General features: G+C 42.0%; 28 protein-coding genes. 12 read left to right on the plus strand and 16 right to left on the minus strand.

Translation table 11 applies throughout. The features are described 5' to 3' along the window. Window positions 1-55 precede the first annotated feature (55 nt). The 8 genes from hisIE to hisG are packed head-to-tail and all read right to left on the minus strand — an operon-like array spanning window position 56 to window position 7,069. Window positions 56-667: a bifunctional phosphoribosyl-AMP cyclohydrolase/phosphoribosyl-ATP diphosphatase HisIE gene (gene hisIE, locus F9Y84_RS10270; RefSeq protein ID WP_147389840.1), complete on the minus strand. Its 612-nt coding sequence runs from the start codon at window positions 665-667 to the stop codon at window positions 56-58. Further along, the gene (gene hisF / locus F9Y84_RS10275) at window positions 664-1,437 is read right to left on the minus strand and encodes an imidazole glycerol phosphate synthase subunit HisF (RefSeq protein WP_147389842.1); all 774 of its coding nucleotides are present in this window, start codon (window positions 1,435-1,437) and stop codon (window positions 664-666) included. The genes hisIE and hisF overlap by 4 nt, the downstream gene beginning before the upstream one ends. Further along, entirely contained in the window at window positions 1,419-2,153 is a 735-nt protein-coding gene (locus tag F9Y84_RS10280) for a 1-(5-phosphoribosyl)-5-[(5-phosphoribosylamino)methylideneamino] imidazole-4-carboxamide isomerase (RefSeq protein ID WP_125252920.1), read from the minus strand. Before F9Y84_RS10280 ends, hisF begins: the two co-directional genes overlap by 19 nt. 11 nt (window positions 2,154-2,164) lie before the next feature. Further along, complete coding sequence (hisH, locus tag F9Y84_RS10285) at window positions 2,165-2,755, minus strand: imidazole glycerol phosphate synthase subunit HisH (RefSeq protein WP_147389844.1); 591 nt, start codon at window positions 2,753-2,755, stop codon at window positions 2,165-2,167. Further along, complete coding sequence (gene hisB, locus F9Y84_RS10290) at window positions 2,752-3,813, minus strand: bifunctional histidinol-phosphatase/imidazoleglycerol-phosphate dehydratase HisB (RefSeq protein WP_125252922.1); 1,062 nt, start codon at window positions 3,811-3,813, stop codon at window positions 2,752-2,754. Before hisB ends, hisH begins: the two co-directional genes overlap by 4 nt. Further along, the gene (gene hisC, locus F9Y84_RS10295) at window positions 3,810-4,877 is read right to left on the minus strand and encodes a histidinol-phosphate transaminase (protein WP_125252923.1); all 1,068 of its coding nucleotides are present in this window, start codon (window positions 4,875-4,877) and stop codon (window positions 3,810-3,812) included. The genes hisB and hisC overlap by 4 nt, the downstream gene beginning before the upstream one ends. Continuing rightward, a complete protein-coding gene (gene hisD / locus F9Y84_RS10300; RefSeq protein WP_147389846.1) occupies window positions 4,870-6,165 on the minus strand; it encodes a histidinol dehydrogenase in 1,296 nt (431 codons plus the stop codon). The genes hisC and hisD overlap by 8 nt, the downstream gene beginning before the upstream one ends. Before the next feature lie 4 nt (window positions 6,166-6,169). Then, on the minus strand, window positions 6,170-7,069 hold the full coding sequence (hisG, locus tag F9Y84_RS10305; protein WP_125252925.1) for an ATP phosphoribosyltransferase: 900 nt from the start codon (window positions 7,067-7,069) through the stop codon (window positions 6,170-6,172). Between the two features lie 336 nt (window positions 7,070-7,405). Here hisG and F9Y84_RS10310 point away from each other — a divergent pair, with 336 nt between their 5' ends. The 5 genes from F9Y84_RS10310 (at window position 7,406) to F9Y84_RS10330 (ending at window position 11,187) form a co-directional block, all read left to right on the plus strand. Further along, window positions 7,406-7,651, plus strand: a complete 246-nt coding sequence (locus F9Y84_RS10310; protein ID WP_147389847.1) for a hypothetical protein — start codon at window positions 7,406-7,408, stop codon at window positions 7,649-7,651. A 154-nt stretch (window positions 7,652-7,805) separates the two neighbouring features. After that, window positions 7,806-8,150 (plus strand): hypothetical protein, encoded by a 345-nt coding sequence (locus F9Y84_RS10315; RefSeq protein ID WP_128731530.1) that lies wholly within the window; start codon window positions 7,806-7,808, stop codon window positions 8,148-8,150. Window positions 8,151-8,248: 98 nt separating this feature from the next. Next, entirely contained in the window at window positions 8,249-10,171 is a 1,923-nt protein-coding gene (gene yoaA / locus F9Y84_RS10320) for a DNA repair helicase YoaA (protein ID WP_167508254.1), read from the plus strand. Next, window positions 10,161-10,847: a tRNA (adenosine(37)-N6)-threonylcarbamoyltransferase complex dimerization subunit type 1 TsaB gene (tsaB, locus tag F9Y84_RS10325; RefSeq protein ID WP_147389850.1), complete on the plus strand. Its 687-nt coding sequence runs from the start codon at window positions 10,161-10,163 to the stop codon at window positions 10,845-10,847. Before yoaA ends, tsaB begins: the two co-directional genes overlap by 11 nt. Window positions 10,848-10,890: 43 nt before the next feature. Beyond that, window positions 10,891-11,187, plus strand: a complete 297-nt coding sequence (locus tag F9Y84_RS10330; RefSeq protein WP_147389851.1) for a hypothetical protein — start codon at window positions 10,891-10,893, stop codon at window positions 11,185-11,187. Window positions 11,188-11,329: 142 nt separating this feature from the next. Here F9Y84_RS10330 and F9Y84_RS10335 read toward each other — a convergent pair whose 3' ends face one another. Next, the gene (locus tag F9Y84_RS10335) at window positions 11,330-12,622 is read right to left on the minus strand and encodes an alkaline phosphatase (RefSeq protein WP_147389853.1); all 1,293 of its coding nucleotides are present in this window, start codon (window positions 12,620-12,622) and stop codon (window positions 11,330-11,332) included. Between the two features lie 174 nt (window positions 12,623-12,796). On the opposite strand from F9Y84_RS10335, the gene F9Y84_RS10340 reads away from it, so the two are divergent. From F9Y84_RS10340 to rnd, 3 genes are all read left to right on the plus strand, one after another. Continuing rightward, complete coding sequence (locus F9Y84_RS10340) at window positions 12,797-13,651, plus strand: alpha/beta fold hydrolase (RefSeq protein ID WP_147389855.1); 855 nt, start codon at window positions 12,797-12,799, stop codon at window positions 13,649-13,651. 245 nt (window positions 13,652-13,896) lie between these two features. Further along, window positions 13,897-15,549: a long-chain-fatty-acid--CoA ligase FadD gene (fadD, locus tag F9Y84_RS10345; protein ID WP_147389857.1), complete on the plus strand. Its 1,653-nt coding sequence runs from the start codon at window positions 13,897-13,899 to the stop codon at window positions 15,547-15,549. Between the two features lie 78 nt (window positions 15,550-15,627). Beyond that, window positions 15,628-16,755 (plus strand): ribonuclease D, encoded by a 1,128-nt coding sequence (gene rnd, locus F9Y84_RS10350; RefSeq protein WP_147389859.1) that lies wholly within the window; start codon window positions 15,628-15,630, stop codon window positions 16,753-16,755. A 195-nt stretch (window positions 16,756-16,950) separates the two neighbouring features. Here rnd and minE read toward each other — a convergent pair whose 3' ends face one another. Genes minE through minC form a run of 3 tightly spaced genes read right to left on the minus strand, consistent with a single transcriptional unit; the run spans window position 16,951 to window position 18,732 of the window. Further along, a complete protein-coding gene (gene minE, locus F9Y84_RS10355) occupies window positions 16,951-17,211 on the minus strand; it encodes a cell division topological specificity factor MinE (protein ID WP_010372964.1) in 261 nt (86 codons plus the stop codon). Between the two features lies 1 nt (window position 17,212). Then, window positions 17,213-18,022 carry a septum site-determining protein MinD gene (minD, locus tag F9Y84_RS10360; RefSeq protein WP_147390877.1) on the minus strand — a complete coding sequence of 270 codons (810 nt, stop codon included), beginning with the start codon at window positions 18,020-18,022 and terminating at the stop codon, window positions 17,213-17,215. A gap of 5 nt (window positions 18,023-18,027) precedes the next feature. Beyond that, window positions 18,028-18,732, minus strand: a complete 705-nt coding sequence (minC, locus tag F9Y84_RS10365; protein ID WP_125252936.1) for a septum site-determining protein MinC — start codon at window positions 18,730-18,732, stop codon at window positions 18,028-18,030. Window positions 18,733-18,867: 135 nt separating this feature from the next. Here minC and F9Y84_RS10370 point away from each other — a divergent pair, with 135 nt between their 5' ends. Then, the gene (locus tag F9Y84_RS10370) at window positions 18,868-19,149 is read left to right on the plus strand and encodes a YcgL domain-containing protein (protein WP_125252937.1); all 282 of its coding nucleotides are present in this window, start codon (window positions 18,868-18,870) and stop codon (window positions 19,147-19,149) included. Then, entirely contained in the window at window positions 19,146-20,162 is a 1,017-nt protein-coding gene (locus F9Y84_RS10375) for a lytic murein transglycosylase (protein ID WP_125252938.1), read from the plus strand. The genes F9Y84_RS10370 and F9Y84_RS10375 overlap by 4 nt, the downstream gene beginning before the upstream one ends. A 77-nt stretch (window positions 20,163-20,239) precedes the next feature. Here F9Y84_RS10375 and F9Y84_RS10380 read toward each other — a convergent pair whose 3' ends face one another. From F9Y84_RS10380 to F9Y84_RS10390, 3 genes are read right to left on the minus strand one after another with little or no spacing between them, the layout of a single operon-like run. After that, window positions 20,240-21,238, minus strand: a complete 999-nt coding sequence (locus F9Y84_RS10380; protein WP_147390878.1) for a cytochrome d ubiquinol oxidase subunit II — start codon at window positions 21,236-21,238, stop codon at window positions 20,240-20,242. Next, window positions 21,231-22,577, minus strand: coding sequence for a cytochrome ubiquinol oxidase subunit I (locus F9Y84_RS10385; RefSeq protein WP_147390879.1), 1,347 nt, complete (start codon window positions 22,575-22,577; stop codon window positions 21,231-21,233). Before F9Y84_RS10385 ends, F9Y84_RS10380 begins: the two co-directional genes overlap by 8 nt. Before the next feature lie 16 nt (window positions 22,578-22,593). Then, window positions 22,594-23,139 (minus strand): GbsR/MarR family transcriptional regulator, encoded by a 546-nt coding sequence (locus F9Y84_RS10390; RefSeq protein WP_125252941.1) that lies wholly within the window; start codon window positions 23,137-23,139, stop codon window positions 22,594-22,596. A gap of 242 nt (window positions 23,140-23,381) precedes the next feature. Here F9Y84_RS10390 and F9Y84_RS10395 point away from each other — a divergent pair, with 242 nt between their 5' ends. Continuing rightward, window positions 23,382-24,566, plus strand: a complete 1,185-nt coding sequence (locus F9Y84_RS10395) for an alkaline phosphatase family protein (RefSeq protein ID WP_147390880.1) — start codon at window positions 23,382-23,384, stop codon at window positions 24,564-24,566. A gap of 402 nt (window positions 24,567-24,968) precedes the next feature. Here F9Y84_RS10395 and F9Y84_RS10400 read toward each other — a convergent pair whose 3' ends face one another. Beyond that, window positions 24,969-25,178, minus strand: coding sequence for a hypothetical protein (locus F9Y84_RS10400; protein WP_147390881.1), 210 nt, complete (start codon window positions 25,176-25,178; stop codon window positions 24,969-24,971). Window positions 25,179-25,405: 227 nt separating this feature from the next. On the opposite strand from F9Y84_RS10400, the gene F9Y84_RS10405 reads away from it, so the two are divergent. Beyond that, a complete protein-coding gene (locus F9Y84_RS10405) occupies window positions 25,406-26,995 on the plus strand; it encodes a sensor domain-containing diguanylate cyclase (protein WP_147390882.1) in 1,590 nt (529 codons plus the stop codon). The last annotated feature ends 2 nt before the right edge of the window (window positions 26,996-26,997 follow it).

Here is a 26,997-nt window from a genome sequence, read left to right on the forward strand (position 1 = left end):
CAACTTACTGGTTACAGGCGTTACTCTGCAACCAGTCAACAGCGTAGATAAGCCGTCACTTGTGTCTAAGTTCAAGGGTATTAACCACCTCACTGAGAGTTAAGCCTTGTCGCTGCAACAGCACAATAAGGTGATAGAGAAGATCAGCAGATTCATTAAGCAGCTCTTCATTGTCATTTTTCATCGCAGCCAGCGCAACCTCAACTCCTTCTTCTCCAACTTTTTGGCAGCTGCGGCTCAAATCTTTTGCAAATAAAGAGGCGGTGTAACTGCTCTCCGGTGAGGCATTTTTTCTTTGTGCAATTACACGCTCAAGCTTTCCTAAAAATGCAAGCTGTGGCATGGTGTCTGCGAAGCAGCTTTCGCTACCTAAATGGCAAGTTGGACCTTGCGCGGTGGCGTAGATCAGTAAACTGTCTTTATCACAATCTGTGTGTACTTCTACCAACTCTAAAACATTGTTTGACGTTTCACCTTTTGTCCACAGGCGTGATTTGGAGCGCGAATAAAAAGTAACAAGCCGTTTGTCTAATGTAACCTCAAGGGCATCTCTATTCATAAAGCCCTGCATTAATACTACGCCTGTCAACGCATCTTGCACTATTGCTGGTATAAGTTCGGATTTTTCGAAATCCACTTCTGCCATGTTTTGTTTATTAATTATCATTGTCGTGCTGCCACATCATTATTTATTAAAAACTGCTTGAGCTTAGGAATTTCGATTACACCTTTGTGAAATACACTTGCCGCCAAAGCTCCATCAACATTCGTTTGTGTAAACACATCAACAAAGTCCTGCATGCTGCCAGCACCGCCAGAGGCGATAAGCGGCACTTTGCACAATTCTCTAATTGCGCTGAGCTGCTCTATATCATAGCCATTACGCACACCATCTTGGTTCATACAGTTGAGCACAATTTCTCCCGCTCCGAGCGCTTGTACTTGTTTCACCCATTCTTGGGTTTTGTATCGAGTCCGACTTGCGGCGTTCGGATCGCCTGTTAACTGGTACACTAAATACTCTTGGGTTTGCTTATCATAGAAACTGTCTATACCAACGACTACACATTGTTTGCCAAATTCGTCATGTAACTCTTTAATAAGTTCAGGACGCGCAATCGCAGGGCTGTTAATAGAAATTTTATCTGCTCCTTGCTCAAGCACCCGAGCGGCGTCCGCCACCGACTTAATTCCACCAGCAACACAAAATGGAATCTCGATATGCCTGGCAATCTCAGCGACCCAATTTACGTCTAATAAACGCTTTTCCACACTGGCGCTGATTTCGTAAAACACCAATTCATCAGCACCTGCGGCGCTATAACGCTCCGCAAGTTCAAGAATATCCCCAACTACTTCATGACCTTGAAATTTTACGCCCTTAACAACTTGGCCGTCTTTTACATCTAAACAAGGAATTATGCGTTTTGATAACATGCCAGTGCCTCCTCAACGCTAAATACACCCTCAAGCAGTGATTTCCCGAGTATCACTCCACCCACTTGTTGTTTGGCAAGACGGGCAATATCATCCAGTGAGCTTACGCCTCCAGAAGCCTGAACTTTAATTATGCTATTGTGCTTGGTAATATCGTCATATAAAGAAAAAGAAGGGCCTGCCATAGTGCCGTCTTTACTGATATCCGTACATAAAAAATCTACTACCCCTTGCTCAACATAAAAATCTAATAACGCAAACAAGTCAGTTTTTGCATCGTTAAGCCAGCCGTGAGTAGCAGGAGACCAACCACTTTCAGTTCTATTAACATCTAGTGCAATAACAAATCTATCTGCACCAAACTCTTTTATCCAAGTAGCAACTTCTTGCTGCTTTTCTACCGCCATCGAACCGATTACGACCTGAGCGGCACCAGCTTCAAGCCACTGCTTTACATCATCAATACTGCGAATACCGCCCCCTATTTGAAACGGAACAGACAACGCTCGAGTCGCGGCTTGGATGGTGCGCCATTGCTTTTTGTTCGGATCTCGCGCCCCTTCCAGATCCACTAAATGTAGCTTGGTTGCGCCAGCATTTTGATACTCAAGCAAACGTTCTGCTAAATCAAATGGGTAAAACTGTGCGGTTTCATATTTGCCTTGATACAAACGAACAATATTGTTCTCTAATACATCTAAAGCGGGAATAATCATTGTTCGTCCTTTTAAATTTGCCAATTAATAAAGTTTTGTAAAAGCTGTGCACCGACTCTGCCGCTGCGCTCTGGATGAAACTGCATGCCGGCATAATTGTCGTTTGCAACAATCGCAGAAAACGCTTGACCGTACTCACCCGAAACCAATGTCGATTGATTGATGGTATGCGCAAAACTGTGCACAAAGTACACTTGGTCTTGTTCGCTGAGTCCTGCAGTGAGCGCGTGAGACTTCACCACACGAAGATTATTCCAACCCATATGCGGCGCTGTTAAATCATTGGTCTCCAATAACTCAACCTTACCCGGAATGCGATCTAGGCAAGCTACGTTGCCTTCTTCAGTCGATTCACAAAGCAGCTGCATCCCTAAGCAAATACCCATCAAAGGCCTCTGATAGTCAGCTATTGCCTCCGTCCAGCCTTGTTCATTTAACCGCTTCATTGCCACATTGGCGTGGCCTACACCGGGTAGAATAGCGCGTTCAAACTCAGATAATTTCTCCGGTGTGGTGATCACTTCCGGTGTGACACCAAGGCGCTCAAATGCAAAGCGCACAGAGTTAATGTTGGCACAACCGGTATTAATAATTGCAATCATAAACACCCCTTCGAACTTGCCGTTTGCTGCGACGCATCCGTTGCAATTGCCATACGTATAGCCCGTGAGAATGCCTTAAATAAGCCCTCAACCTGATGGTGTGCGTTGCCTTCACTTACACTCAAGATTAAGCTTACCGCCGCATTATCTGCAAAAGACTTGAAAAAGTGTTCAACCATTTGAACATCCAAATCACCGACTTTATCTCTGGTGAAGTTGGCATTCAGTACAAAAGAAGCGCGTCCAGACAAATCCAGTTGGCACTCTGCCTTACACTCATCCATAGGCAATGCAAAGCCATAGCGAGCGATTTGTGACTTGGTGCCAAGCGCAGTTCTGAATGCTTGACCAAGGGCAATACCTATATCTTCGACTAAGTGGTGCTCATCTATGTGCAAATCCCCTTTGGCTTGAATATATAGGCCCAGATTAGCGTGAGTTCTTATTTGATCTAACATATGGTCAAAGAATCCAAGACCCGTTGAAATCTCGCCATTGGCTTGTTGATCTAAATTTATCGCTACCGAGATCTGAGTTTCTTTGGTATTTCTGACAATTTGTGCGCTGCGATTTAATGTGGTTAATTGCGTTACAATCGCAGGCCAGTTATTTTCATAGAGAATACCTTCGATACACAGATTTTCAGCTAGCTGAATATCGGTTTGTCTATCACCAATAACAAATGACTTGCTCAAATCCACTTTACCAGAGCGCATTAACTCCGTGAGTAACCCAGTTTTAGGTTTACGACATTGACAGTTATCCTCATCAAAGTGAGGGCATATTAACACCTCTTCAAAACGGATCCCTTGACTAGTTAGAATTTGCATCATTTTATCTTGAGGAGCATCAAAATCTGCTGTGGGGAAGCTCTCAGTCCCAAGGCCGTCTTGATTCGACACCATCACCAGTTTGTAGCCAAAAGCTTGCAGCGATAGCAGCGCTGGGATCACATTCGGCAACAATGCCAGCTTTTCAAGGCTGTCGACTTGTTTGTCAATCATTGGCTCTTCAATAATGGTGCCGTCACGGTCTATGAATAAATATGGGGCGCTCATGATACTTCCTCAGTGACTTGGCATTGTTTCAGCCAGGTTTCTACTTGTTTTAGTTCTTGTTCGTTGCCGATGGAGATCCGCAACCAATTGTCCTCGCCAAACAGCACAAATGGGCGCATTATTAAGCCTTGGCGCATCGCTTGTTGTACAAATTGCTTGTCGGTTAGCTGCAAAGTAACAAAGTTGCCTTCGCCGCATAGTATTGCGTTTACGAACTCGCTGTTTTGTAGCCATTGTATAAGCTTCTTTTTTGCTAGGTTCAAAATAGAGACTTGACGGCGCATCTGCGTTAGCGCATCAGACGTTAGTGCAGTTGCTGCAATTTGCGCTACTACCGTTGAAACAGGGTAGGGTGCGATAACTTTTCTGATCGGCGCTAATAGCGATTCACTGGCTAACATAAAACCCACACGAAGCCCTGCTAGTGCGAACGCCTTAGATAACGTGCGTAGTACAACGACATTAGGAAATGTTTTGATAAGCTCTACGCAACTCTTGTCTTCACAAAACTCAATATACGCTTCATCAACGACGACAATCGCACGGCCTTTAAGCTTATCAGCAAGAGCTGCGACTTTGCGTATTGGTTGTAATGCTCCTGTCGGGTTATTTGGATTACACACAAATACGAGTTTAGCTTCACCAATTGCGGGGAGTAGTGCGTCCGTGTCCTCATTGGCAAGCTGCTCTTGACTTAATTCGTTAATGGCGATGTTATGTGTATTCGCCGTGACTTTGTACATACCGTATGTTGGCGTAAAAATCGCAATACTGTCTTTACTTGGCTCACAGTAAGTTCTTACCAAAAGCTCGATCCCTTCATCGGCACCACGAGTCATCAATACATTACTTTGTTCAACTTGTGCGTAGCGTGCATAACCCTCGATCACAGCTTCTGGTTGTGGATCAGGGTAACGATTTAAGTTATCAAAACGCATTTCAAGTAAACGAGTGTAAGGACTTTCGTTGGCGTTTAGCCATGTGTTCCCTGTCAGTTTTTCACTTTTTGCAGAGCTGTAGGCTTTCAACTTTTCTATATTTTCGGGTAGTGCAATATTAGTCATTATTATTCTCCAGCCTTACTTTAACGGCATTTGCGTGTGCGTCTAACCCTTCAGCTTGAGCTAAAGGTAGAATGGCGGAACTCAAACCACGCAGACCTTCCTTAGTGATGGTTTGTACAGTGTAAGCCTTGTAAAAATCCATCAAATTTAAACTTGAGTAGGTTTTTGAATAACCGTAGGTTGGCAATACGTGATTGGTACCAGACGCATAATCACCCGCAGACTCTGGCGTATAGTCTCCAACAAACACTGAACCTGCATTTTTCACAAGTGGTAAGAAGCGCTCAGCCTCCCTAATCTGTAAGATAAGGTGTTCAGGCCCATACTCTGCCGATATTTCAAACGCTTGCTCAACACTCTCGACTAAAATCAGCGTGCTATTTTTAAGTGCGGCTCTGGCGATATCAGCGCGACTAAGGACTCTTAATTGGCGTTCGATCGCAACTTCGGTGTCCTTAATTAACTGAGCCTCAGTCGCTAACAAAATAACTTGAGAGTCTTCACCATGTTCTGCTTGAGAAAGCAGATCTGCGGCAATAAATTCAGGGTTCGCGCCCTTATCAGCAATCACTAACACCTCGGACGGACCCGCAGGCATATCAATTGCCAATCCAGGTACTGATTGACAAAGCAGCTGTTTTGCCATGGTGACAAAACTATTACCTGGGCCAAATATCTTGTTCACTTTGGGCACACTATCTGTGCCTAATGCCATCGCGGCAATTGCACCTGCACCACCACATTCAATAATATCAGTAACGCCACAGAGTTTAGCCGCGTATAAAATCGCAGGGTTGATCTGACTATCACCTTTGACTGGGGTTGCTAATACAATTGTTTTCGCGCCGCTTAGCTGCGCACAAACACCTTGCATTAATACGGAAGAAGGCAGCGGCGCGCTTCCACCTGGCACATATAACCCAACCGCTTCGATCGCTTGAAATCTAAGTTCACAAATAACACCCGGTTGAGTCTCAATCTGCTTACTTTGAGGAGTTTGCAACTGGTGAAACCTTTTGATGTTGCTGTATGCCTGATCAATGGCGTTTTTCAGATCAGGTTCTAAAGCAAACTCACTTTGTATGATTTCTGAATCTGATACTCTTATTCTTGGGCTGATACGAGCATCAAACTGCTCAGCGTAGCCAAGCAGTGCTTTATCACCATTTTTCGCAACATTATCGATGATATTCTCAACCGCCGCCTTTACTTTATCACCTACTTTCACCGCTGGGCGACTTAAGCATTCGGCTCGCTGAACACTCGTAGCTGACTGCCAATCAAACATGCTATTACTCCATCATCTTTTCTATTGGCATAACTAGAATAGAGTTTGCACCAAGCGCCTTTAACTCTTCCATGGTCTCCCAAAATAGCGTCTCAGAGCTAACCATGTGAAGTGCAACATATTCGTCGCTTCCGGCTAGTGCAAGCAAAGTAGGTTGACCCGTGCCAGGTAACAGTGCGCAAACTTCATCTAGCTTATTCTTTGGTGCATGCATCATGATGTATTTGCTTTCTTTTGCCTGTTTTACCCCCTTTAGGCGCGGCATGAGTTTATCGATAAGTGCAAGTTTGCTTTGATCAGTAAGCGCAGCATTTTGGATAAGACAGGCGTTAGATTCTAAGATGGTATCGCCTTGCATCAGTCCGTTGGCTTCAAGGGTTGCACCGGTTGATACTAAATCGCAGATAGCGTCAGCAAGTCCTGCGCGCGGTGCCACCTCTACAGAGCCTGTTAACATAACGACACTCGCGTCGATATTTTCACGTTTAAGGTATTGTTTTAATATTTCAGGGTAGGTGGTTGCAATACGCTTACCGTTAAACCAATCTTTATCTTGTTGTCCAAGTTCTTGCGGCCAAGCTAACGCTAAACGACAAAACCCAAAGTCTAACTTAGCCAGCTTGTTTACCTCAGCACACTGCTCGTTACGAAGGCGCTCAGCTTGCGCTTCCTCTAGAACATTTTCACCTACAATACCGAGGTCACAAACCCCATCCATCACTAGACCAGGAATATCGTCATCACGTACTCTCAGTACGTCAATAGGCATGTTAGTCGAGTGTGCAATTAAGCGCTGTTCACGCAGGTTTAGCTTTACGCCAAGTTGCTTGAGTAAAGCTTGGCAATCTTTTGAAAGGCGGCCTGATTTTTGGATTGCAATTCTTAAACGGTTACTGTTGCTCATTATTTATTTCCTAATTCTATAAACGAAAAACCCCGAGGCGGAACCTCGGGGCGAAATAAACTTTGACTATACTTTATGTCTCGCCGGAGGTTCCTTTAAGGAATAACCCACCAGCGAAATAACTGACAGGTTATCCCGTGTGATGATGATGGTGATGAAGTGCTGTCAGTGTGTTTAGCATGATGTTACCTTTGTAATATATCTGCTGTTTAAAAAGTTCATTTATAGATAAACATAATAATCTTCTCTTTGGCAACCATTTTTTAATGCAAATTAAAGAATAGCATATAACGGTCGATAATAAGTAAGTTCACCAGTAGGTTAGAGGAGGGATGTATGGACGCATTTAAACCTTTTTTAGGTCCAATTGTAAGACTCGATGTCGCACATAAATCAGCATTTCACGTTGCTGGTGTACAGCATTATAAAATTGAAAAGGTTAAAAAAGATCAAAAAACCGATGTCGAGCTTATACATCAGACTGCTGAACATAAAAAAATTAAAGAGGACGATGATGAGAAAGACGAAGAAGAAAAATCGCACGAAGAGCACAAAGGCGAAAATTTAGATACTTGGGCGTGACCTTTTCAGTCGCAAATAAAAATTTAAGCAAACCTTCAATGAGTCAGCCGTATAGCTTAATCCGCTTATTTTACGAAATACAGAGCACTGATAATTCTATTAAGTTATAGTAGATGTACCGAAGCTAACCGCCATTTTTTTAAGGAGAAATCACATGGCGCATAAATCAGTAAAAACCTTTGCAGGTTGGGGCGTTGTTACCTTATCTGTACTGGCGCTAGCTCCCAGTATTGTGCCAGGTAGTATGGCTGTTTTGGCGTTTTATATAAGCCTAACACTTTTGCTTGTGTCTTTATTTACCATATCTTCAGCCAGCTACCGCCACTTTAAATTTACTGCCATCATTGTTGGGGTTGGCATGCTGTTTTTAAACGATTATTTACGTGTTGTCATACCTTCACCAGAATCTACATGGTCCAGTAAAATAGGCTTATACCTTATTTATGTCCTCATAACAGTGATAGGTATTATTAAAATTAAAACGCAGCCGGTTCATTAACCTGAGTTCGAGCTTCGATTATTGCTAAACAGCGGTTGCGATTTGGTGCATAGCCACATACAATTTCGCGACCTGTCTGTTTGTATATTTGCATTACTTTGGCTGTATCATCTATTTTTTCTTCTGCGGGCCCACTAGCTCAACATTTTCCAGGCTATCAACCAAGGCAGCCACAAATTGATATGGCCGTAGCAGTGGAAGAAACCTTACAAAGTGGCGGCCAATGCGTCGCGGAAGCTGGTACCGGCACTGGTAAAACATTCGCATATTTGATACCGGCTTTTGAGAGCAAAGGTAAAGTCATCGTCTCTACCGGTTCCAAAGCGTTGCAAGAGCAATTATTTCATCGTGATGTACCCACACTAAAAAAGGTACTCACCAGTGGTAAAAATGTAACTTTGTTGAAAGGTAGAAGTAACTATCTCTGTCCATATCGCTTAGCACAGCATGTAAGCCATGTACCAACCGATGATCCAGATGTCATGCACCAGCTTGCTATGGTGGCAAAATTTGCTTCTGAAACACAAAGCGGCGACTTGGCAGATTGTGTCGGTATCGAAGAAGACGCAAAAGTTTTACCTTACGTCACTTCAACGTCAGACAATTGCTTAGGTAAAGAGTGCCCTGACTACGAAGATTGCTATATCCGAAAAGCCAGACTAAAAGCCGCCGATGCTGATGTTGTGGTCATTAACCACCATCTATTTTTTGCTGATATGGCTGTCAAAGACTCCGGCTTTGCCGAGCTGATGCCAACCGCTGATTGTTATATTTTCGATGAAGCTCACCAATTACCAGAGATCGCCAGTGACTATTTTGGTGAAACCATCAGCACCAAAGCACTGCAGGCACTAATCAATGATATCAGAGTTATTTACCGCTCAGACATTCCCGATATGTTACAACTTGGTAAAACACTCAATAAGCTCGAAACCAGTGTCGCAGATTTACGTTTGGTTTTTGGCTCCGATGGTGCTCGAGGTGACTGGCGAGAGGCGCTGGCAAATAAACCAATTTGCGATGCAATGCACCGAGTGATCGGTAATTTAGACTTTCTCTATAAAGTGCTAAAGCTCTGCCTTGATAGAAGTGACAAGATAGAACACCCCTTTGAAAAGGTGATGAGCTTTAAAAATCAGTTTGAACGTGCATTTGACACTAGCCAAACCGGGTTTAGTTATTGGTTTGAAACCACAAGGCGGTTTTTATCTATCCACGTGACACCTCTTGATGTCTCAAGCAAATTTGCCGACATTATAAAGACTACAGAGGCAAGTTTTGTCTTCACTTCAGCAACTTTATCTGTTGATAATTCATTAGAGCATTTTAGTCGTAGCTTAGGGCTAAGTCCGACTTCACAGTTTATTGTGGAAAGTCCTTTTAACTACAAGCACCAAGCATTACTTTGTCTGCCGCGCTATCTCCCAGAAACCCGTGATGACTTAATGCCACACGCCCTAGTAAAGCTTGCCAAGCAAGTGATCAACGCAGCAAAAGGGCGCACATTTTTACTCTTTACTAGCTATCGAGCTATGCACTTAGTCTATGAAGGGCTAAATACCGCATTGCAATACCCAATATTTATGCAAGGACAAGCTTCCAAGCGCATCATACTAGAGCAGTTTATTCGCCATGGTAATGCGGTACTGCTGGGCACAGCTTCCTTTTGGGAGGGCGTTGATGTACGTGGTGATACCCTAAGTTGTGTTATGATTGACAAATTACCTTTCGCATCACCAGATGATCCATTATTGCAAGCTCGAATGAGAGACGCTGAGATGCGTGGCTTAGAGCCTTTTGATGCAATACAATTACCTCAAGCTGTTATCGCTTTAAAACAGGGGGTTGGGCGTTTAATTAGAGACGCCAACGATAAAGGTGTACTGATTATTTGCGATAATCGCTTAGTTACGAGAAAATACGGCCAGACGTTTTTAAGTAGTTTGCCTAACATGTCTCGAACAAGAGACTTGAGCAAGGCAATTCGATTTTTAGAGAATATAGACAAAAATGAAAAATAACCTATTGGCCATAGACGCCTCCACTGAAGCACTCAGTATCGCCCTGCATTACGAAGGCAAGTTTATTCGCCATTTTGAGGTTTGCCCACAGCAGCACAGTCAAAAAATATTGCCGCTGGTGGAGAGGATTTTACGCGAAGCCGACATTACCCTTAACGAGCTTGATGGTATAGTGTTTGGACGCGGCCCTGGAAGTTTTACCGGAGTGAGAATCAGTACCGCAGTGGCACAAGGACTGGCATACTCATCAGGGTTAAAATTAGTTGGTGTTTCTACCTTACACGCCATGGCACAACAGGTATGGATGGAAACCGGTAAAGATAACGTAGTCTCAGCAATAGATGCGCGTATGGGAGAGATTTACCTTTGTCAGTATAATGGCCTAAACGGTAGAGTTATCCAAGCGACATCAGAAGAAACTGTAATAAAACCCGAAAACATAGACTTTAGTGTAAGCGGTGCGGTAGGAGTTGGAACAGGATGGCAAGCATTTCCTGAGCTTGCTTCGCAGCTTGCCTGTGAGGAGCTCGATAGCATTACACTACCAGACGCCTATTACATGCTATTTATAGCAGATGATGCCTTCACTAAAGGATTATCAGTTGATGCTGCCGAAGCACAACCACAATATGTTCGAGACACGGTGACATGGAAAAAGTTGCCAGGCCGCGAATAAAGGCGTATTTTTAAACAAGCACAGTGTATTTAAGAGTTAAGCGGTGAAATTAAATTCAATAGTACAACAAGCTGGTACTTACCAAGTAAAACCACAGCCTAAAAAGGCGGTGAGTCCTGCTATTGAAGAGGGAAATACTGCCAAGCTCAACACCGCCCAAATCAAAACCAGCGAAAAGGGCATTGCACTCGTAGAGCAATTTCAAATGCAGCAACGCTCTACTATTTATGATCGTCCGAATTTTCGCACTGGGCAAGCCATTAGTGAATACAAAGCAATCGCCACGGAAGCAAGGCGAGATGAGATTAAAAATATGATTGGGGTGTCGGTTTACGCGTAATACCTCTAAAGCGTTTGAAGTAAATAAGGTCAGCACATGCTGACCTTATTTGTTTTTAAGCTTATACCAATTGTTTTAATTAAGTGGTCTATTTTGAGGCGAGAAAATCTTGTCCGTCACTCCGCAACCGACAGAGATGTCGTTACTTTTTAATAAACTCAATTAATTTATCGGCGATCTTAGTGTTATTTTGCGAACCAATAAACCTTTCTTTGCCCATACCGTGAGCAAAAACAGGTACATCGATTGCAGTATGACCGCTCGTTGTCCAACCAGTGAAAGACGCATCGCTAATTGTCTCTTTAACGACCGTACTCAACGCTTTTGGCCCTTGTGACAATGCTTCTTTTACATTCAGTTCAGTCGCACTATCATACTCAAGCCCCGTCAGAGCTTTCCATGTAGCCTTTACATCTTTTGCATCCACGAGTGCTTTGGCTATCTCACCAGCAGAGCCCTTTACGTTGGCTATCACATCACGCTCCCAGCGATATTGACCATTTGCACCAAGAGTTAAGCCGCCTGTGGAGTGATCAGCTGTCACGACAAGAATGGTATCAGGGTTGCTGTCAACAAATGCTTTTGCAAGTTTGATTGACTCTGCAAAATCATCCATTTCACGCATCGCACAAGCGATGTCGTTCGCGTGCCCACACCAGTCAATCTGACTGCCCTCTACCATTAAGAAAAACCCTTTGTCATTTTGGTTTTCCAATAACGATAGTGCCGTTTGGGTCATTTTCGTTAAGCGCTGTGGCTCCTCATCAATAGCAAACGGTAGACCGACCTCGGCAAATAAACCAATTGCTGGGACTTTATTTAACGTGTCAAGCTTGGACAAATCATCTACGTATTGATAACCCGCTTCTTTGAACTCGTTAACCAAATTTCTGTCTTCGCGAATAAAGTATTTGGTACCACCACCGAGCATAAGATCGACAGGTAATTTACCTGCTATCTTGTTATCTACATAGTCATTGGCGATCTCGTCGTAGTTGCGACGAGATTCGTTATGAGAAGCAAAGCTTGCTGGGGTTGCATGATTAATTTGCGATGTCGCAACTAGTGCGGTTGTTTTACCTTTCTTCTTAGCAACTTCCAGCATGGTTTCTAAATGCGCTTTGTGAGTATCTACCGCGATAGCGCCGTTGTAGCTTTTTGTTCCGGTGCTCAATGCCGTTGCACCTGCTGCGCTGTCAGTTACAATCGTGTCGTCATCAGGGTAGGTATGCGCCATGCCAACCAAAATGGAGTCAAAAACGGTTGGTTCAACAACTTTTGTTGCTGGATCATCTTTAAAATATCGATATGCGGTTGTGTATGTTGGTCCCATACCATCACCTATCATGTAAATGATGTTTTTTGGAGCTGCAACAGCAGGAGCAGCAACAAGCATTCCTATCACTGATGCTAAAAGGCGAGTCTTAAAATTCATTGTTATTCCCGTGTACATTCATAAAGAAAATGTTTTATCTAAACCTTACTACTACTAAATTAATAACCAATTGTATTAAGCAAAATTTTCTACAAATCAAAGTAGTAAGTTCAAATATGTCACGGTAAGATAATAAATCAATGATGCAACGATGAACACAAAAAGAATTCTTTGATGTCTTTATATGCGATAAAAGAACAAAAAATCGGGCCATTTGCCTATCAAACATGGGGCAGTGGCCGGCAAACTATCATTTACCTCCATGGATGGCAGGATAACAGTAATAGCTTTTTACCGTTTCAACCGTTTTCTGAAGAATTGTATACTCACATTGCGCTTGACTTGCCAGGACATGGCCGCTCAGACTGGAAAAGTGAGGACGCTTTCTATTACTTTATAGACTACGTTTATGATCTAAAAAGTTTTTTAGATCTTGCACAGCTAGCCCAGTGCCATTTCGTCGGACACTCAATGGGAGCGATGATAGCGAATCTATTTGCCGCTTGTTATCCAGAGCGGTGCCTATCACTAGCCCTTATTGAAGGTATTGGCATAGTGAATACGCCTGAGCCTGAAACGAAGAAACAACTCATCAACGCTTTTAATTCCCGAGATAAGTTAAAACAATCTACACCCAGAGTGTATCCTGATATAAATACTTTGGCACAGCTACGATGTAAGGTCAGCGATGTATCCATAGACATTGCGACTTTACTCATGAATAGAAACACCAAACAACATAATCAGGGCGTCCAACTCACTCTTGATCCTAGACTGAAGCAACATTCCGGTTTTCGCTTTTCAGTGGCGCAAGCAAAGTCAGCGCTTGAGGGGACTATTGTACCTACTTTATTAATTTTGGCTGAGCAGGGTTTTGCAATGATTGATAAACAGTACCAACTATTTAAATCATGTTTTGATTCGCTAACAATAGAAAAAGTTTCAGGAGGTCATCATTGCCATATGGAAAACCCCGAAATATGCTGTAAGCTAATTGCACGACACCAAAGGTCGGTGTCAGTTTCTTAAAGCGGTAGATACCGACAGCGCAATACTTGGCTATTGATAAAAAAGGGAGTTCAAAGAATAAACTAATGAAGGAAAGAAATACCATTATGAGCGTTAAAGGCCACGTTTCAACAGCATCTTGATTGTAAATCCTCAAATATTGTGGGAACATGGCGGTTTTAGAGTATTTGCTCAATTGTTAAAGTGCCTTACATCGTTTATGGTTTAGGGTGAATATAAAAATAACGAGAACACAGGAGCTAAGAGTGGAAAAAATCTGGCTGAAGCGCTACCCAGAGGGTATGCCTGAAACTATCGACCCAGAGCATTACAACTCATTGCTTGAATTATTTGAAAAAAGTTTTGCCGATTATGCACAGTACCCAGCCTATTCGAATATGGGTAAAACACTGACTTATCAGCAAGTTGATGAAAAAACAAAAGCAGTTGCTAGTTATATACAAAATGAATTAAAACTTGGTCGCGGCGACAAAGTTGCTGTAATGATGCCGAATTTACTACAAACCCCTATTACTATTTTGGGTGTGCTGCGTGCTGGCTGTACGGTTGTAAATGTCAACCCACTATATACAGTGCGAGAGCTTGAGCATCAGTTGAATGACTCTGAATCAAAGGCCATTTTTATTCTTGCGAACTTTGCTCACACTTTAGAGCAAGCCTTGCCTAAAACGCAGGTTAAACATGTTGTGCTAACTGAAATTGGCGATATGCTGGGCGGATTGAAAAAGCACCTAGTAAACTTTGTTGTGAAGCACTTCAAAAAAATGGTTCCAGATTTTAGCTTGGCGAACACGATCCCTTTCAAGCATGTAATTGCAGCAGATCCTGCAAAATACAACAAACCAGATATTTCGCTTAGCGACCTTGCTTTTTTACAATACACAGGTGGAACAACTGGAGTTTCAAAAGGAGCGATGTTAACGCATGGCAACATGGTTGCTAACCTAGAACAAGTCTCCGGCTGTCTAGACAAAGTGTTAGACAAAGGCAAAGAGGTCGTTATCACGGCTTTACCGCTTTATCATATTTTTGCGTTAACGGCGAACTGCTTGACGTTTATGAAGTACGGTGGTCATAATATTTTGATCACCAACCCTCGTGATATGCCTGCTTTTGTTAAAGAACTTGCAAAATATCCATTTACAGCAATTACCGGCGTAAATACGCTATTTAATGGTTTATTGAACACACCAGGATTTGCTGATCTCGACTTTTCGACCTTGAAAATGTCCTTGGGTGGTGGCATGGCCGTACAACGACCTGTAGCAGAGCGTTGGCAGAAAATAACCAAATCGAAACTGATGGAAGGCTACGGATTAACCGAATGTGCGCCATTAGTTACTATCTGTCCGCACGATTTAGATGCGTACAACGGCTCAATAGGTTTACCAGCGCCAAGTACTGACATTAAGATAATCGACGAAAATGGTAATGAAACCCCTAAAGGTGAACCGGGTGAGTTGTGCGTAAAAGGGCCACAAGTAATGGCTGGTTACTATAACCGACCGGATGCGACAGCTGAATGTTTAAAAGATGGCTGGTTTGCGACTGGTGATATTGCAACTTACGATGACGATGGTTTCTTCTATATTGTGGATCGTAAAAAAGATATGATTTTGGTATCTGGCTTTAACGTATTTCCTAATGAAATTGAAGAAGTTGTTGCGATGCACGAAGGTGTGCTTGAAGTTGCAGCTGTCGGCGTGCCACATGAAGTAAGTGGCGAGCAAGTAAAAGTTTTTATCGTTAAAAAAGACCCTTCTTTAACAGAAAAAGATATAATTGCGCATTGCCGAGATAATCTAACGAACTATAAGGTACCAAAGTTGGTGGAGTTTAGAGATGAACTACCGAAAACCAATGTAGGTAAAATACTGCGTAGAGCGTTAAAAGAATAACAAAAAAGCCGGCATCAGCCGGCTTTTTTATCGCTAACGATTTGCACCAGTTAGCCACATAATTGCATGGGAGTAAAAGTGCAGTATCAAGTCATTGAAAGCCAACAAGCACTAGATGAGTTTGTAGCTAAAATTTCAACCGCAAAAGTACTTGCTGTTGATACCGAGTTTATGCGTCGTCGCACTTTATATCCCGAAATCGCGTTACTACAAATATTTGATGGAAGTCATCTTGCTCTGATAGATCCATTAATTGAAATGGACTTTCAATCGCTTTGGGCTTTATTTGCCAATACGGATATCTTAAAAGTGCTTCACTCTCCTTCAGAGGATATTGAAGTATTTTTGAAATTTGCAGGTTTTATACCATCACCCATTTTTGATACTCAGTTTGCGCTACAGTTACTAGGAGAGGGCAGCTGTATCGGCTTTGCCAATATGGTTAAGCAGTTAAGTAATGTTGATATTGATAAGAGTGAATCAAGGACAGATTGGTTGCGCCGTCCATTAACGCAAAAGCAATTAGATTACGCTGCATCAGATGTTTTTCATTTACTACCATGCTTTCAGCAGATCCTTAACCAAATCGAAGAAAAGCAGCTATTTAGCATAGTATTGAAAGAAAGTGAGCTGCTTGCACAAAAGCGTAGCTTCCGCCAACCCGATCCACTACTTTATTTAGATATTAAAAATGTATGGCAATTAAAGCCAAGAGATCTCGCAATTTTAAAAGAGCTAGCGGCTTGGCGACGTGCAAAAGCTGAGAAAAAAAATTTGGCGCTTAATTTTGTACTAAAAGAACATAATATGGTTGAGATAGCCAAACGCCGTCCAAGTACACTCGGTAGTTTGCGTAATGTGCCAGGGGTTGAGCCTATGGAAGTAAATCGATCGGGTAAGGAAATTCTTGCTTGCATTGAAAAGGGCAAGCAAATTGTCGAGCAAGATTGTCCACAACGCGTAAAGCGGCTCATTGATTTCAAAGGTTATAAAGCTGCATGTAAAGAAATAAAGCTTATCATCACTGAGGTCGCAAAAGAAAACCAGATCCCAGCCGATGTTTTCGCCTCTAAAAAGCAAATCAATCAAGTGATTAGCTGGTCGTGGAAAAAATCTGAGGCAGAAAAAAAGCTACTTATGAAACCTGATCTAGCACTAGGCTGGCGTGCTGAGCTACTTGAAGACAGACTAAAGAACTGGTGGTAATAAAAAAGGGCTATAAAAGCCCTTTTTTATATTTATACCAATTTCACTTAGTACCTGTTTAATTTGGCGAAGCAAATATGACGCTAACGGCGTTAAAAATTTCTCATTTAGAACAACTAAATAACAAAATTTTTGCCTGGTTATCGACTATATTTTCTCGCCTCAAAATAGAGCACTTAATTAAGCTAATTGGTATTACTTTTCATCGTCAGGTAGTGTGACATTTAATTCAAGCACAGCTAAATCGTCTTCATTTTGCTCAAACTGAACATTTACCGCATCTGAGTCTACCTTCACGTATTTTCGGATAACATCCAAAATATCCTGCTTTAGCTGCGGCAGGTAGTCAGGCGTTCCTCGTTTGGAACGCTCATGTGCGACAATTATTTGCAGTCGCTCTTTTGCCAACGACGCACTGTTTTTCTTTTCTGAACGAAAATAATCTAGTAAAGACACATTACCCTCCAAAGATCCGTTTGAAGATACCTTTCTTCTCGACCTGTAAAAAACGAAAATCGACGATTTCACCTAACAAACGGCTGATTGCATCGCTATAAGCTTGGCCTGCGTCTGATTCTTGGTCAAGGATCACAGGTTGCCCTGAGTTTGAAGCATTCAATACAGACTTTGACTCAGGGATAACGCCAAGCAAATCAATCGCTAAGATTTCTTTTACATCATCAACTGAGAGCATTTCACCGCTATCAACACGCTCTGGATTATATCGAGTTAGTAGCAAATGTTCTTTTACTGGCTCTAAACCTAGCTCAGCTCGGCGAGATTTACTTTGTAAGATACCTAAAATTCTGTCGGAATCTCGTACAGAAGATACTTCCGGGTTCGTCGTGACAACAGCTTCATCTGCAAAGTAAAGTGCCATCATTGCCCCTGCTTCAATACCTGCAGGTGAGTCACAAATAATGAAATCAAAGCCTTCTTTCATTTCATTTAAAACTCGCTCAACACCTTCACGTGTCAACGCATCTTTATCACGGGTTTGAGAGGCCGGAAGAATATATAGTTTTTCAACCCGTTTATCTTTGATGAGTGCTTGGTTGAGGTTTGCTTCACCATTAATGACATTAACAAAGTCATAGACTACACGGCGTTCACAACCCATAATTAAGTCAAGGTTTCTTAGACCAATATCAAAATCGACTATGGCTGTTTTATAACCCTTTAGCGCTAAGCCTGTACCAATTGCTGCACTCGACGTTGTCTTACCAACACCGCCTTTACCCGAAGTTACGACAATAATTTTTGCCATCTGATTTATCCTTTGACCAAAGCTGTAATTTTTAATGATTCGTCTTGTTGTGTTATTTGAGCAGCTTGACCCCAGTGTTCGCCTTGTAACGAATCACTGATCCAATAACTCCCATTAATCGACACTAGCTCAGCTTCTAAGCGCTGACAAAATATACTGGTGTCTGGTTGGCCCTGTGCACCAGCGATTGCTCGACCACGCAAAGTACCGTATATATGTACGTTACCATCTGCGATAACTTCCGCTCCATGGCTTACCGCACCTAGTACGATCAAGTCACGGTCTTTTGCATAAATCTGCTGACCACTGCGTACCGTTCCGTTCACAATTTGCGCTGGCAGATACACTTGTTTTTCTACTACTTCAGCCGCTTGAGATTGTGAAGGGGTACTCGGTTGCACATCCCTTGAATAATTTAGTACAGAAAACCCTGCCTCTTTAGCTAAGTCGTGTTGACTTTGAGTACCGTTACATACACCTACCGGATTGAGCTGTAAATCAATTAGTGTCTGCTTTAACTCTTTGAATTCTACATTTTGTTCCTGAACTTCAGCTAAATTAACCACAATTGGAGCACCCAAAAAGAACTTTGGTGCCTGCGATATTTTGCTATCTAGCTCTTGTCGTAATTTTGTTAAATCTAAAGAAAACAACTGTAGCACAGAGAGTGTAAATAGATTTCCTTTTAGTTCGAATGTTTGTTTTGACATATGCACTCAAATTTCTGTTACAACCGCCGCTAGCGCCTTATTTACTTGACTTTAGCGGGTAGTAAAACTTTCCACAACTTACTAATAGCATGGTATAGTGACCGCCAATGATTAGCAAGAATTTATAGGCTTATAATGCTCACTGCCATATACAAAAGTCCAAAAAAAGCGGATACCTACCTGTTTGTTTCTAAAAGAGATGATTTTTCCAGCGTACCTGCACCTTTAATGGAAACTTTCGGTACACCAATCTATGTCATGATTGTGGATCTTGCTAGAAGAGAAAAACTAGGAATTGCGGATCTAGACACAGTTAAGCAAAAGTTAACAGATGATGGGTTTTACTTGCAGCTTCCACCACACACTGAAAGTTTGTTAGATGAATTTAGAAAGCAAAATGGAGTAACAGACACGTGATAAAAAAAATTTCCTTATTAGTAGCCTCAGTTTGCCTGTCTACCTCAGTCTTTGCCAATACTCAGGCTAAGTTTGATGAATATCTCAATAATTTAAAGCAAGAGGCGATTGATAAAGGCTATTCTCAACAATTAGTTGATGACGCTTTTGCTACCGCTACTTTCAAAGAGAAAGTGATAAAGGCAGACAAAACACAGCCAGAAATTGTTGAAACACTCGAGACATATTTACCTAAACGTGTTCCAGAATGGAAAATCCAACGAGCGCGTAAGCTATATAAAGAACACCAGAGCACGCTAGAAAAAGTTGCAAAAGAATATGGTGTACAAGCTCGTTTTATTGTCGCACTTTGGGGTCTAGAAAGTAACTTTGGTCGTATTCAAGGTGGCTACCCTGTAATTAGCGCACTTGTGACGCTTGCTTTTGACGGTCGAAGAGAAGCCTTATACAAACGTCAATTATGGGCTGCATTAGATATTTTAAGAGATGGCCATATTGATCTAAACAACTTCAAAGGTTCTTGGGCAGGTGCGATGGGTCAAACTCAATTCATGCCAACCTCTTTTACCTCTTATGCTGTAGATTACAATCAAGATGGTCGAAAAGACATCTGGACAACCCAAGAAGACGCATTTGCATCAATAGCAAATTATCTTAAAAGTGTTGGCTGGAATGACAATCTAACTTGGGGTCGCCAAGTGAAATTACCTGAAGGCTTTGACACAAGTTATATTTTAAAACGCGGTACTAAGTCACATAAAGAGTGGCTAGGAGAGTGGCGTAAATCAGAACGTTCTCTACAAGAATGGCAAGCCCTTGGACTGCGCAGAATGGATGGTAGTGATCTACCGAATGTTAATATTAGTGCTGCATTAGTAATGCCTGACGATGCAAATGGCCGTATGTATCTTGCCTATGATAACTACAAAGCATTGATGAACTGGAATCGCTCTTACTATTTTGCGACCAGTGTTGGCTTTTTGTCTGATCGGATCGGTTATCCAAAAATATAAATCGCGCGCTACTCTAGCATTATAAAAAAGGCAGCTTCCAACAAGCTGCCTTTTGGTTGGGCTAATGTATGCAAGTGTCAATAATAAGACAAAGGCTGAACCTTGCCCCAAAAGACTCGGTACGAAAATAATGTGTAGGCAATTAACGTCGGTACGACGACAACCACGCCATATAATAAGAAAGTGAGTGCGGAGGGATCTGCTACGGCATCAAATATAGTCAGCTTTCCTGGCACCACGTATGGATAAAAGCTGTAAACCAGACCAAAGAAGCACAGTAGAAAGATAAAAGCTGAAATAAAGAATGGAAGCCAAGCTCCTGCTTCTGTCGCTTTGGGTAATTTGTGCAATACGCTTTCCAAGACCACAAAAAGTAGCAAACAGATTATAGGTGCAGGTAGCACAACGAGTGCCATCGGTAAACTAAACCAGCGCTCATATATCCATTCATTTATGAGCGGGTTGATGATAGAAACTAAGATCACCCCAACGAAAGCGACACGAGAAAAGTGCTTACACCACTTTATAGCAGCTAGCTGTAGTTGACCTTCACATTTCATAATAAGCCATGCTGAGCCAATTAATCCATATGCGCAAACCACACCAATACCACTCAAAGCCGCGAATGCGTGGGCTAGCAACGAATCGTCAAAACCTACGACATAAAGCCCTAACATATAACCTTGTGCAAATGCAGTCAGTAACGAGCCAAACTTAAATACTTTATCCCAGCGCCTTTGTCGTTTAACTCGGGCTTTTGCTCTAAAGTCAAAAGCAACACCACGCATGATTAAACCGAACAACAAAAATACAACAGGTATATACAAGGCCTGTAAAATCATGCTATGCGCTTGAGGAAACGCGATAAATGCAAGGCCTACTGCCAAGACTAACCATGTTTCATTAGCATCCCAAAATGGACCTATAGATGCGATCATGGTATCGGCTGTTTCTTTGTCATCTAGCGGGATCAACATACCAACCCCAAGATCATAGCCATCTAAAATAGCGTAAACCACAATAGCTAGTGCCATTAACCCTGCATAGATTAGTGATAAATATTCGGGATTAAACACGTGATACCTCCGCTGCAAACTCTTTCATATCATACTCTTCAACTTCAACGGACTTATTCGCAGTGTGAAATAATGTCCTGATATAGGCATAAAGCAATATGGCATATATCGTTAGGTATCCTATGAGCGTGAACAAGACATTTTCTGAAGCGATGTTGGTCACTGCATCTTCTACCCGTAAAATGCCACTAACAATGTATGGTTGACGTCCAATTTCCGTGACGTACCATCCTGCAAGAGTCGCTACCCAGCCCGAAAAGGTCATCGCTACAAGCGCTTTTAGCTGCCACTTGGGTAGCTCGCCCTTTTTCCAAAGCGTAAATCGGGTGACAAACGCGACTAAAATCATCAGCATCCCCATTCCAACCATAATTCTAAAGCCGAAAAAGACGGGCTTAACTGGTGGGTGTTCACCTTTAAATTCGTTAAGCCCTTTAATTTCACCATTAACGTCGTGGGTAAGAATAAAGCTCGCCATATTAGGAATGCCTATTGCAAATTCATTGCGCCTTTCTTCCTCGTTGGGAATTGCAAAGAGTAAGAGCGGTGCACCTTTTTCTGTCTCCCATACGCCTTCCATTGCTGCAATTTTTTGTGGTTGATGTTTGAGCGTATTTAGGCCGTGTAAATCGCCGACAAAAGCTTGTATCGGAGTGAGAAGGGCTGCGACTGTTAAAGCTACAGTCAATGCTTTTTTTGGAGCATGCTTGTCGTCATTTTTAAGTAAGCGATAAGCACTTACTCCTGCTATTAAAAATGACGCAGTTAATGCGCTTGCAAGCAACATATGAAAAAAGCGGTAACCAAAAGACGGATTAAATATAATCGCGAACCAGTCTGTAGGGTATGCTACACCGTCCCTAAGCTCAAAACCTGTAGGTGTTTGCATCCAGCTATTTAAAGACAAGATCCAAAATGCCGAGAGTGTAGTGCCTATTGCAACAATAAAAGTGGACAGTGTGTGGATTTTAGGAGGGACACGCTTCATGCCAAACAGCATTATCCCTAAAAAGGTCGCTTCCATGAAAAAGGCGGTGAGTACCTCATAACCCAAAAGTGGCCCCGCGATATTTCCAACTTTCTCCATAAACCCTGGCCAATTAGTACCAAACTGAAACGACATGGTAATACCACTAACCACACCCAGCGCAAAGGTAAGCGCGAAGATTTTAACCCAGAAGCGATAGGCTCTTACCCAAACCGGATGCTCAGTTAAGTCATACTTGATTTTAAAGAAAGCGAGAAACCATGCTAATGCAATGGTGATCGTAGGAAAAAGTATATGGAAACTAATATTTGCCGCGAACTGTATTCGCGACAACAGTAATGTATCAAGCATGACGCACCTCGCACTTTTAAGACTTACGTAATAATTTATCCTTTAAATCTATTACCTTACTAACTGACGACCCGAGCTTCATTAGTGACTGTAATTGCTCTGGAGACAGCCTTTGTAGCTCAGCAGACCACTTAGTAACGGTTTCAAGTAGGTCGTGAATCGTTTGCATTTGTTGTTGTGCATACACTTCTTCTGGTGAGTTTGCACTATCTAGAATTTGATCTCTCAGTAGAGTAAGGGTAGGGTCTATTTCTCTTTTTCTTCTTTCTTCAAAGACCCGGTTTGCAAGATCCCAAATAGACCCATTTGGAGAGTAGTATTCTTTGCGATCACCAGGAATGTGATGAACTCTAACGAGTTGCCAAGATTGTAATTCTTTGATCCCCATACTAACGTTACCACGAGATATTTTTAACGCATCTGCAATCTCATTCGCTGTCAATGGTTGCTCATTAATAACCAACAAGCCAACCATTTGCCCAATTGTTCTATTAAAACCCCAACGGCTGCCCATTTCACCGCAGTGGAGTACAAAATTTTCTATTTTTGGTGACAAGTTCATACTTTTAAACTTTCAGTAATTATTGAAACTTTAATATATAGTTCACTTTGACTTAGATCAAGCATTAATTATGCTCAATTAGAACAGAGCAAAAGTGAACCTTCTCCTAATATCCACTTTTGTGATCTATTTAACGCAAATAAATAGCAATTTCATATTGTTGTGATTTAATGCGGCATACGATCGTAAGCGGGTGCAACACATGCTCACGTATCGGTAGTTAATCACACAGGGAACCACACATGCTCAAAACACTTTTTGTCATTTTAACTTTATTCAGTAGCGCGGTATGTGCGCAGAAGGTGTCAACTGTCTTAATTTCGATTGATGGCTTTCGATGGGATTATATCGAAAAACATGATGCCAAAAATATCGCAAAGCTCGCCAGCACCGGTGTTCGCGCTACAAAGATGTGGCCGCAATATCCAAGTAAAACGTTCCCAAATCACCTTTCTATTGTCACAGGCTTAAAGCCTCTCAACCATGGTATCGTCGATAATTACTTTTGTGATAAGCAGCGTGAAGCTTGTTATAAAATGGGGATGGGTAAAGTCGATAGTACTTGGATAGCTGGGATCCCCCTCTGGAATTTGGTTAAAATGCACGGGCACAAATCAGCAGCTTACTTTTGGCCAGAATCAGACGCGAGAGTAAATGGCATGACACCTGATTATTACTACCATTACTCAAAAAAAGCGGATTATAAAAATCGTCTCAATCAGATCCATAATTGGTTAAAACTTCCAAAAGCGCAAAGACCCTTATTTGTGGCCAGCTATTTCTCTTTAGTAGACAGTAAAGGACACGAGTTTGGACCTGATCACGACGAAACTAAAAAAGCGGTGCAATATGTTGATTCGCTTATAGGCGATTTCGTCAATGAACTTGCTAAAGACGATATTAAAATCAATTTGGTGTTGGTCTCAGATCATGGGATGGCCGAAGTCTTGCCTGAAAAGTCAGTTTTCATTGATGAGTTAGAGATACCAAAAGGGTGGATGATTAAAAATAGTGGCACCCGTTTGTCCCTATACTCCTATCATGATAAGAATTTAGATATCTCAGCATTAGAGGAAAAACTAAAGGATAAAGCTAAAGGGCGCTTCGAGGTGCTCTCAAAGTCACGAAAAATACAATTGCACGGAGGCACCTCACCTCGTATTGGCGATATTATCTTGCAAGCCAAAGCACCTATTGTATTTATGCAGCAAGGGAAACATAGCTATTATGGAACCCATGGCTATGAGATTACAGACGATATGGCTGCCTTTTTTGTTGCACAAGGACCTGCTTTTAAATCTGGCGTTTCTGTTAAACAAGCAAGTAATTTAGAGGTGTATCCGACACTTGCCCACATAATGGGATTAAAGCCGCTTAATCAGCTTGATAGTAAAGGTGAGAACTTACTCAAGTTAGTCAGGCAGTAGTCGCCTACTTTGTCGCTAAAACAATTAAGGAATACGAGCTAATCCTCAGCTCGTATTCTAGCTATCACGTTAATTTTACAGCTATTGTCCAAAGGTAGATTACCGTCTTAGCTGCGTTAAAAATGTTCAACCGCTTAATATAGCTAACCTGAACCACGGAGAATTAATACCGTTCTAGCAGCAAGTTTTAGCACTGGCAGCGTCAGATTTACTCCTTCAAATTGAGTAAGTATTAAGTCAAGTTGGTATTAGCTTTGCCTACAGCATCTAGGCACATTAGCGAGGGCAGGGCGCGAAGCGACTTCACCCTAAAACGCTCTAGCTGGACAAGGGAAAAATTAAGTTATGGCTTAGTACTGATGAGTTAGAAGATCTCTTATCCGTACATAAGGTGAGCTAGTATCATTTCGATTTTTTTGAGGTTGGAGGGCTTGGCTTTTTATTTGAAAATTGCATCAAACGACGCCCTAATGCGAAGACCACATAAACTAAAACCAAGGAATTAAGGACAATCAATGTATCTTTATCTGTCACAAACATCCAAATTGCCGCCAATGCCAAGCAAGCAAAAGTAAAATGGCCGACTAACGGGTTCGTTTTCTTTTTTTTCATCAGGGGTTCGCTGTATTCATGTTCAGAATATTTTACACCCTATAATGACGACAATTCCAACAATCCGTTAAGAAAACTAAATATTTTTAGCTAACTGGTTATAATGCAAGCATACATCTTTTAGCAAACAGATAAGCTATTGCTCAGATCATAGTTTGATATAGATTAACTGTATCACTCATTTGAATAGCTAAAATGTCATGGACGTACATTAAAGAGAATTTTTAGTGGTACAAATAAATAAAACAACACACTGGCTAGATCTTAAAAAGTTGATACTTATCCTCGCGTCACTTTGCATATTTACCTCACTATTAAACGCCTTGTTTTCCAGTTATCAAGTACAAAAGCAGGTGATGGTAACTGACACGTTGGAAGCGAACCGTGCATACGCTACCAAGCTGGCAGATGTGACAGACCTTTTTTTACAATCTGTTTTGATGCAATTAAAGGCCTCAAGTAATGTGATTGCCCAAAATCTGAATAATAGTGCACAGATCGATAACGAGTTAAAACAAATGCTGGTACGCACCAATAGCTTCGACTCTGTTGTCCTCGTTAGTGCTAGTGGCAAAATAATTGGCGCACAACCAAGCTCTCTGGGGATCACCGGAACGATGCTAAAGAATGAGGTAGAAACCTCGCCACTTCGTAAACAGACTCCCTATATAGTAGGCCCATTTATTTCACCCGCAGGCAACTTAATGGTTAGCCCAACTCATCCCATATTTGATAACAATGGCAACTATTTAGGCTTTATCGCCGCTGGGATTTACCTCAAAGGCGATAATATTTTAGGTAAATTACTCTCAAATCATCACCACCAAGATAAAACCTATGTTTATGTAACAGGGCCTAATGGCAAGCTTATTTATCATCACGACGATCATCGTATTGGCCAGGATGTCACTGCAAATGAGGTCGTAACTTCATTGACTCGAAAAGGTTCAGGCGCAAACCAGATTATCAATACACAGGGGGTTGAAATGTTGGCTGGATATGCTTCTGTTGAAACTAGCGGGTGGGGAGTTGTAGCTCAGCGTCCTCTCGCGGTTACGATGTCGCAGCTTTCTGACACCATGAGCCATGTACTAAAAACCACTGTTCCATTTACAGTATTTTTGCTTATCTGCGTATTGGGGTTTGGAGGACTAATAGCCAAACCACTATGGCGATTGGCTAAATTATCAGAGCAGGTACAAGATGGGCGTAACATCGACTTCCCGCACGTAGCCACTTGGTATTATGAAGCTACATGGTTATATCAGGCTATGCACGGCAGTGTTAAACATCTAGGAGCGCAAGTACAGCGTTTTGATGATGAACGAAAGCAAGACCAATTAACCCTCTTATTTAACCGCCGCGGGATGGAAAAATGGCTCGAAACAGCATACGAACAGGCGACCCCATTTAGTATTATTGCCCTAGATATTGACCACTTTAAACGCGTGAATGACACCTTTGGCCATCATATTGGCGACACCGTCATTCAAAAACTCGCAGAATTGATGCGTCGCAATGCCAGAGAGCAAGACCATTTATGTCGAAGTGGTGGGGAAGAATTTCTCATGTTTCTGCCTCATGTTGAGATCAGCCAAGCAACCAAAATTGCCGAACGGTTACGTCACTGTACTGAAACCACCGTATTTGCTGATGCCGGACATATTACTATCTCTTTAGGCGTATCACATTGGCCGACATGCTCTGAGGATTTACATCATGCGTTAAAACTTGCTGACAGAAGTTTATATCAAGCCAAAGCTAACGGTAGAAATAGAGTTGAGCAGGCTGTTTTAGCTAATCACAATGCCGCCTAATT

Origin of the sequence: Pseudoalteromonas peptidolytica, assembly GCF_012641745.1 — a bacterium.
In the GTDB taxonomy this organism is placed as follows: domain Bacteria; phylum Pseudomonadota; class Gammaproteobacteria; order Enterobacterales; family Alteromonadaceae; genus Pseudoalteromonas; species Pseudoalteromonas peptidolytica.

Coding starts and splice junctions, on each gene's coding strand:
- hisIE (WP_147389840.1), bottom strand. CDS start 667: ATGATAATTAATAAACAAAACATGGCAGAAGTGGATTTCGAAAAATCC.
- hisF (WP_147389842.1), bottom strand. CDS start 1,437: ATGTTATCAAAACGCATAATTCCTTGTTTAGATGTAAAAGACGGCCAA.
- F9Y84_RS10280 (WP_125252920.1), bottom strand. CDS start 2,153: ATGATTATTCCCGCTTTAGATGTATTAGAGAACAATATTGTTCGTTTG.
- hisH (WP_147389844.1), bottom strand. CDS start 2,755: ATGATTGCAATTATTAATACCGGTTGTGCCAACATTAACTCTGTGCGC.
- hisB (WP_125252922.1), bottom strand. CDS start 3,813: ATGAGCGCCCCATATTTATTCATAGACCGTGACGGCACCATTATTGAA.
- hisC (WP_125252923.1), bottom strand. CDS start 4,877: ATGACTAATATTGCACTACCCGAAAATATAGAAAAGTTGAAAGCCTAC.
- hisD (WP_147389846.1), bottom strand. CDS start 6,165: ATGTTTGATTGGCAGTCAGCTACGAGTGTTCAGCGAGCCGAATGCTTA.
- hisG (WP_125252925.1), bottom strand. CDS start 7,069: ATGAGCAACAGTAACCGTTTAAGAATTGCAATCCAAAAATCAGGCCGC.
- F9Y84_RS10310 (WP_147389847.1), top strand. CDS start 7,406: ATGGACGCATTTAAACCTTTTTTAGGTCCAATTGTAAGACTCGATGTC.
- F9Y84_RS10315 (WP_128731530.1), top strand. CDS start 7,806: ATGGCGCATAAATCAGTAAAAACCTTTGCAGGTTGGGGCGTTGTTACC.
- tsaB (WP_147389850.1), top strand. CDS start 10,161: ATGAAAAATAACCTATTGGCCATAGACGCCTCCACTGAAGCACTCAGT.
- F9Y84_RS10335 (WP_147389853.1), bottom strand. CDS start 12,622: ATGAATTTTAAGACTCGCCTTTTAGCATCAGTGATAGGAATGCTTGTT.
- F9Y84_RS10340 (WP_147389855.1), top strand. CDS start 12,797: ATGTCTTTATATGCGATAAAAGAACAAAAAATCGGGCCATTTGCCTAT.
- minD (WP_147390877.1), bottom strand. CDS start 18,022: ATGGCAAAAATTATTGTCGTAACTTCGGGTAAAGGCGGTGTTGGTAAG.
- minC (WP_125252936.1), bottom strand. CDS start 18,732: ATGTCAAAACAAACATTCGAACTAAAAGGAAATCTATTTACACTCTCT.
- F9Y84_RS10370 (WP_125252937.1), top strand. CDS start 18,868: ATGCTCACTGCCATATACAAAAGTCCAAAAAAAGCGGATACCTACCTG.
- F9Y84_RS10385 (WP_147390879.1), bottom strand. CDS start 22,577: ATGCTTGATACATTACTGTTGTCGCGAATACAGTTCGCGGCAAATATT.
- F9Y84_RS10390 (WP_125252941.1), bottom strand. CDS start 23,139: ATGAACTTGTCACCAAAAATAGAAAATTTTGTACTCCACTGCGGTGAA.
- F9Y84_RS10395 (WP_147390880.1), top strand. CDS start 23,382: ATGCTCAAAACACTTTTTGTCATTTTAACTTTATTCAGTAGCGCGGTA.
- F9Y84_RS10400 (WP_147390881.1), bottom strand. CDS start 25,178: ATGAAAAAAAAGAAAACGAACCCGTTAGTCGGCCATTTTACTTTTGCT.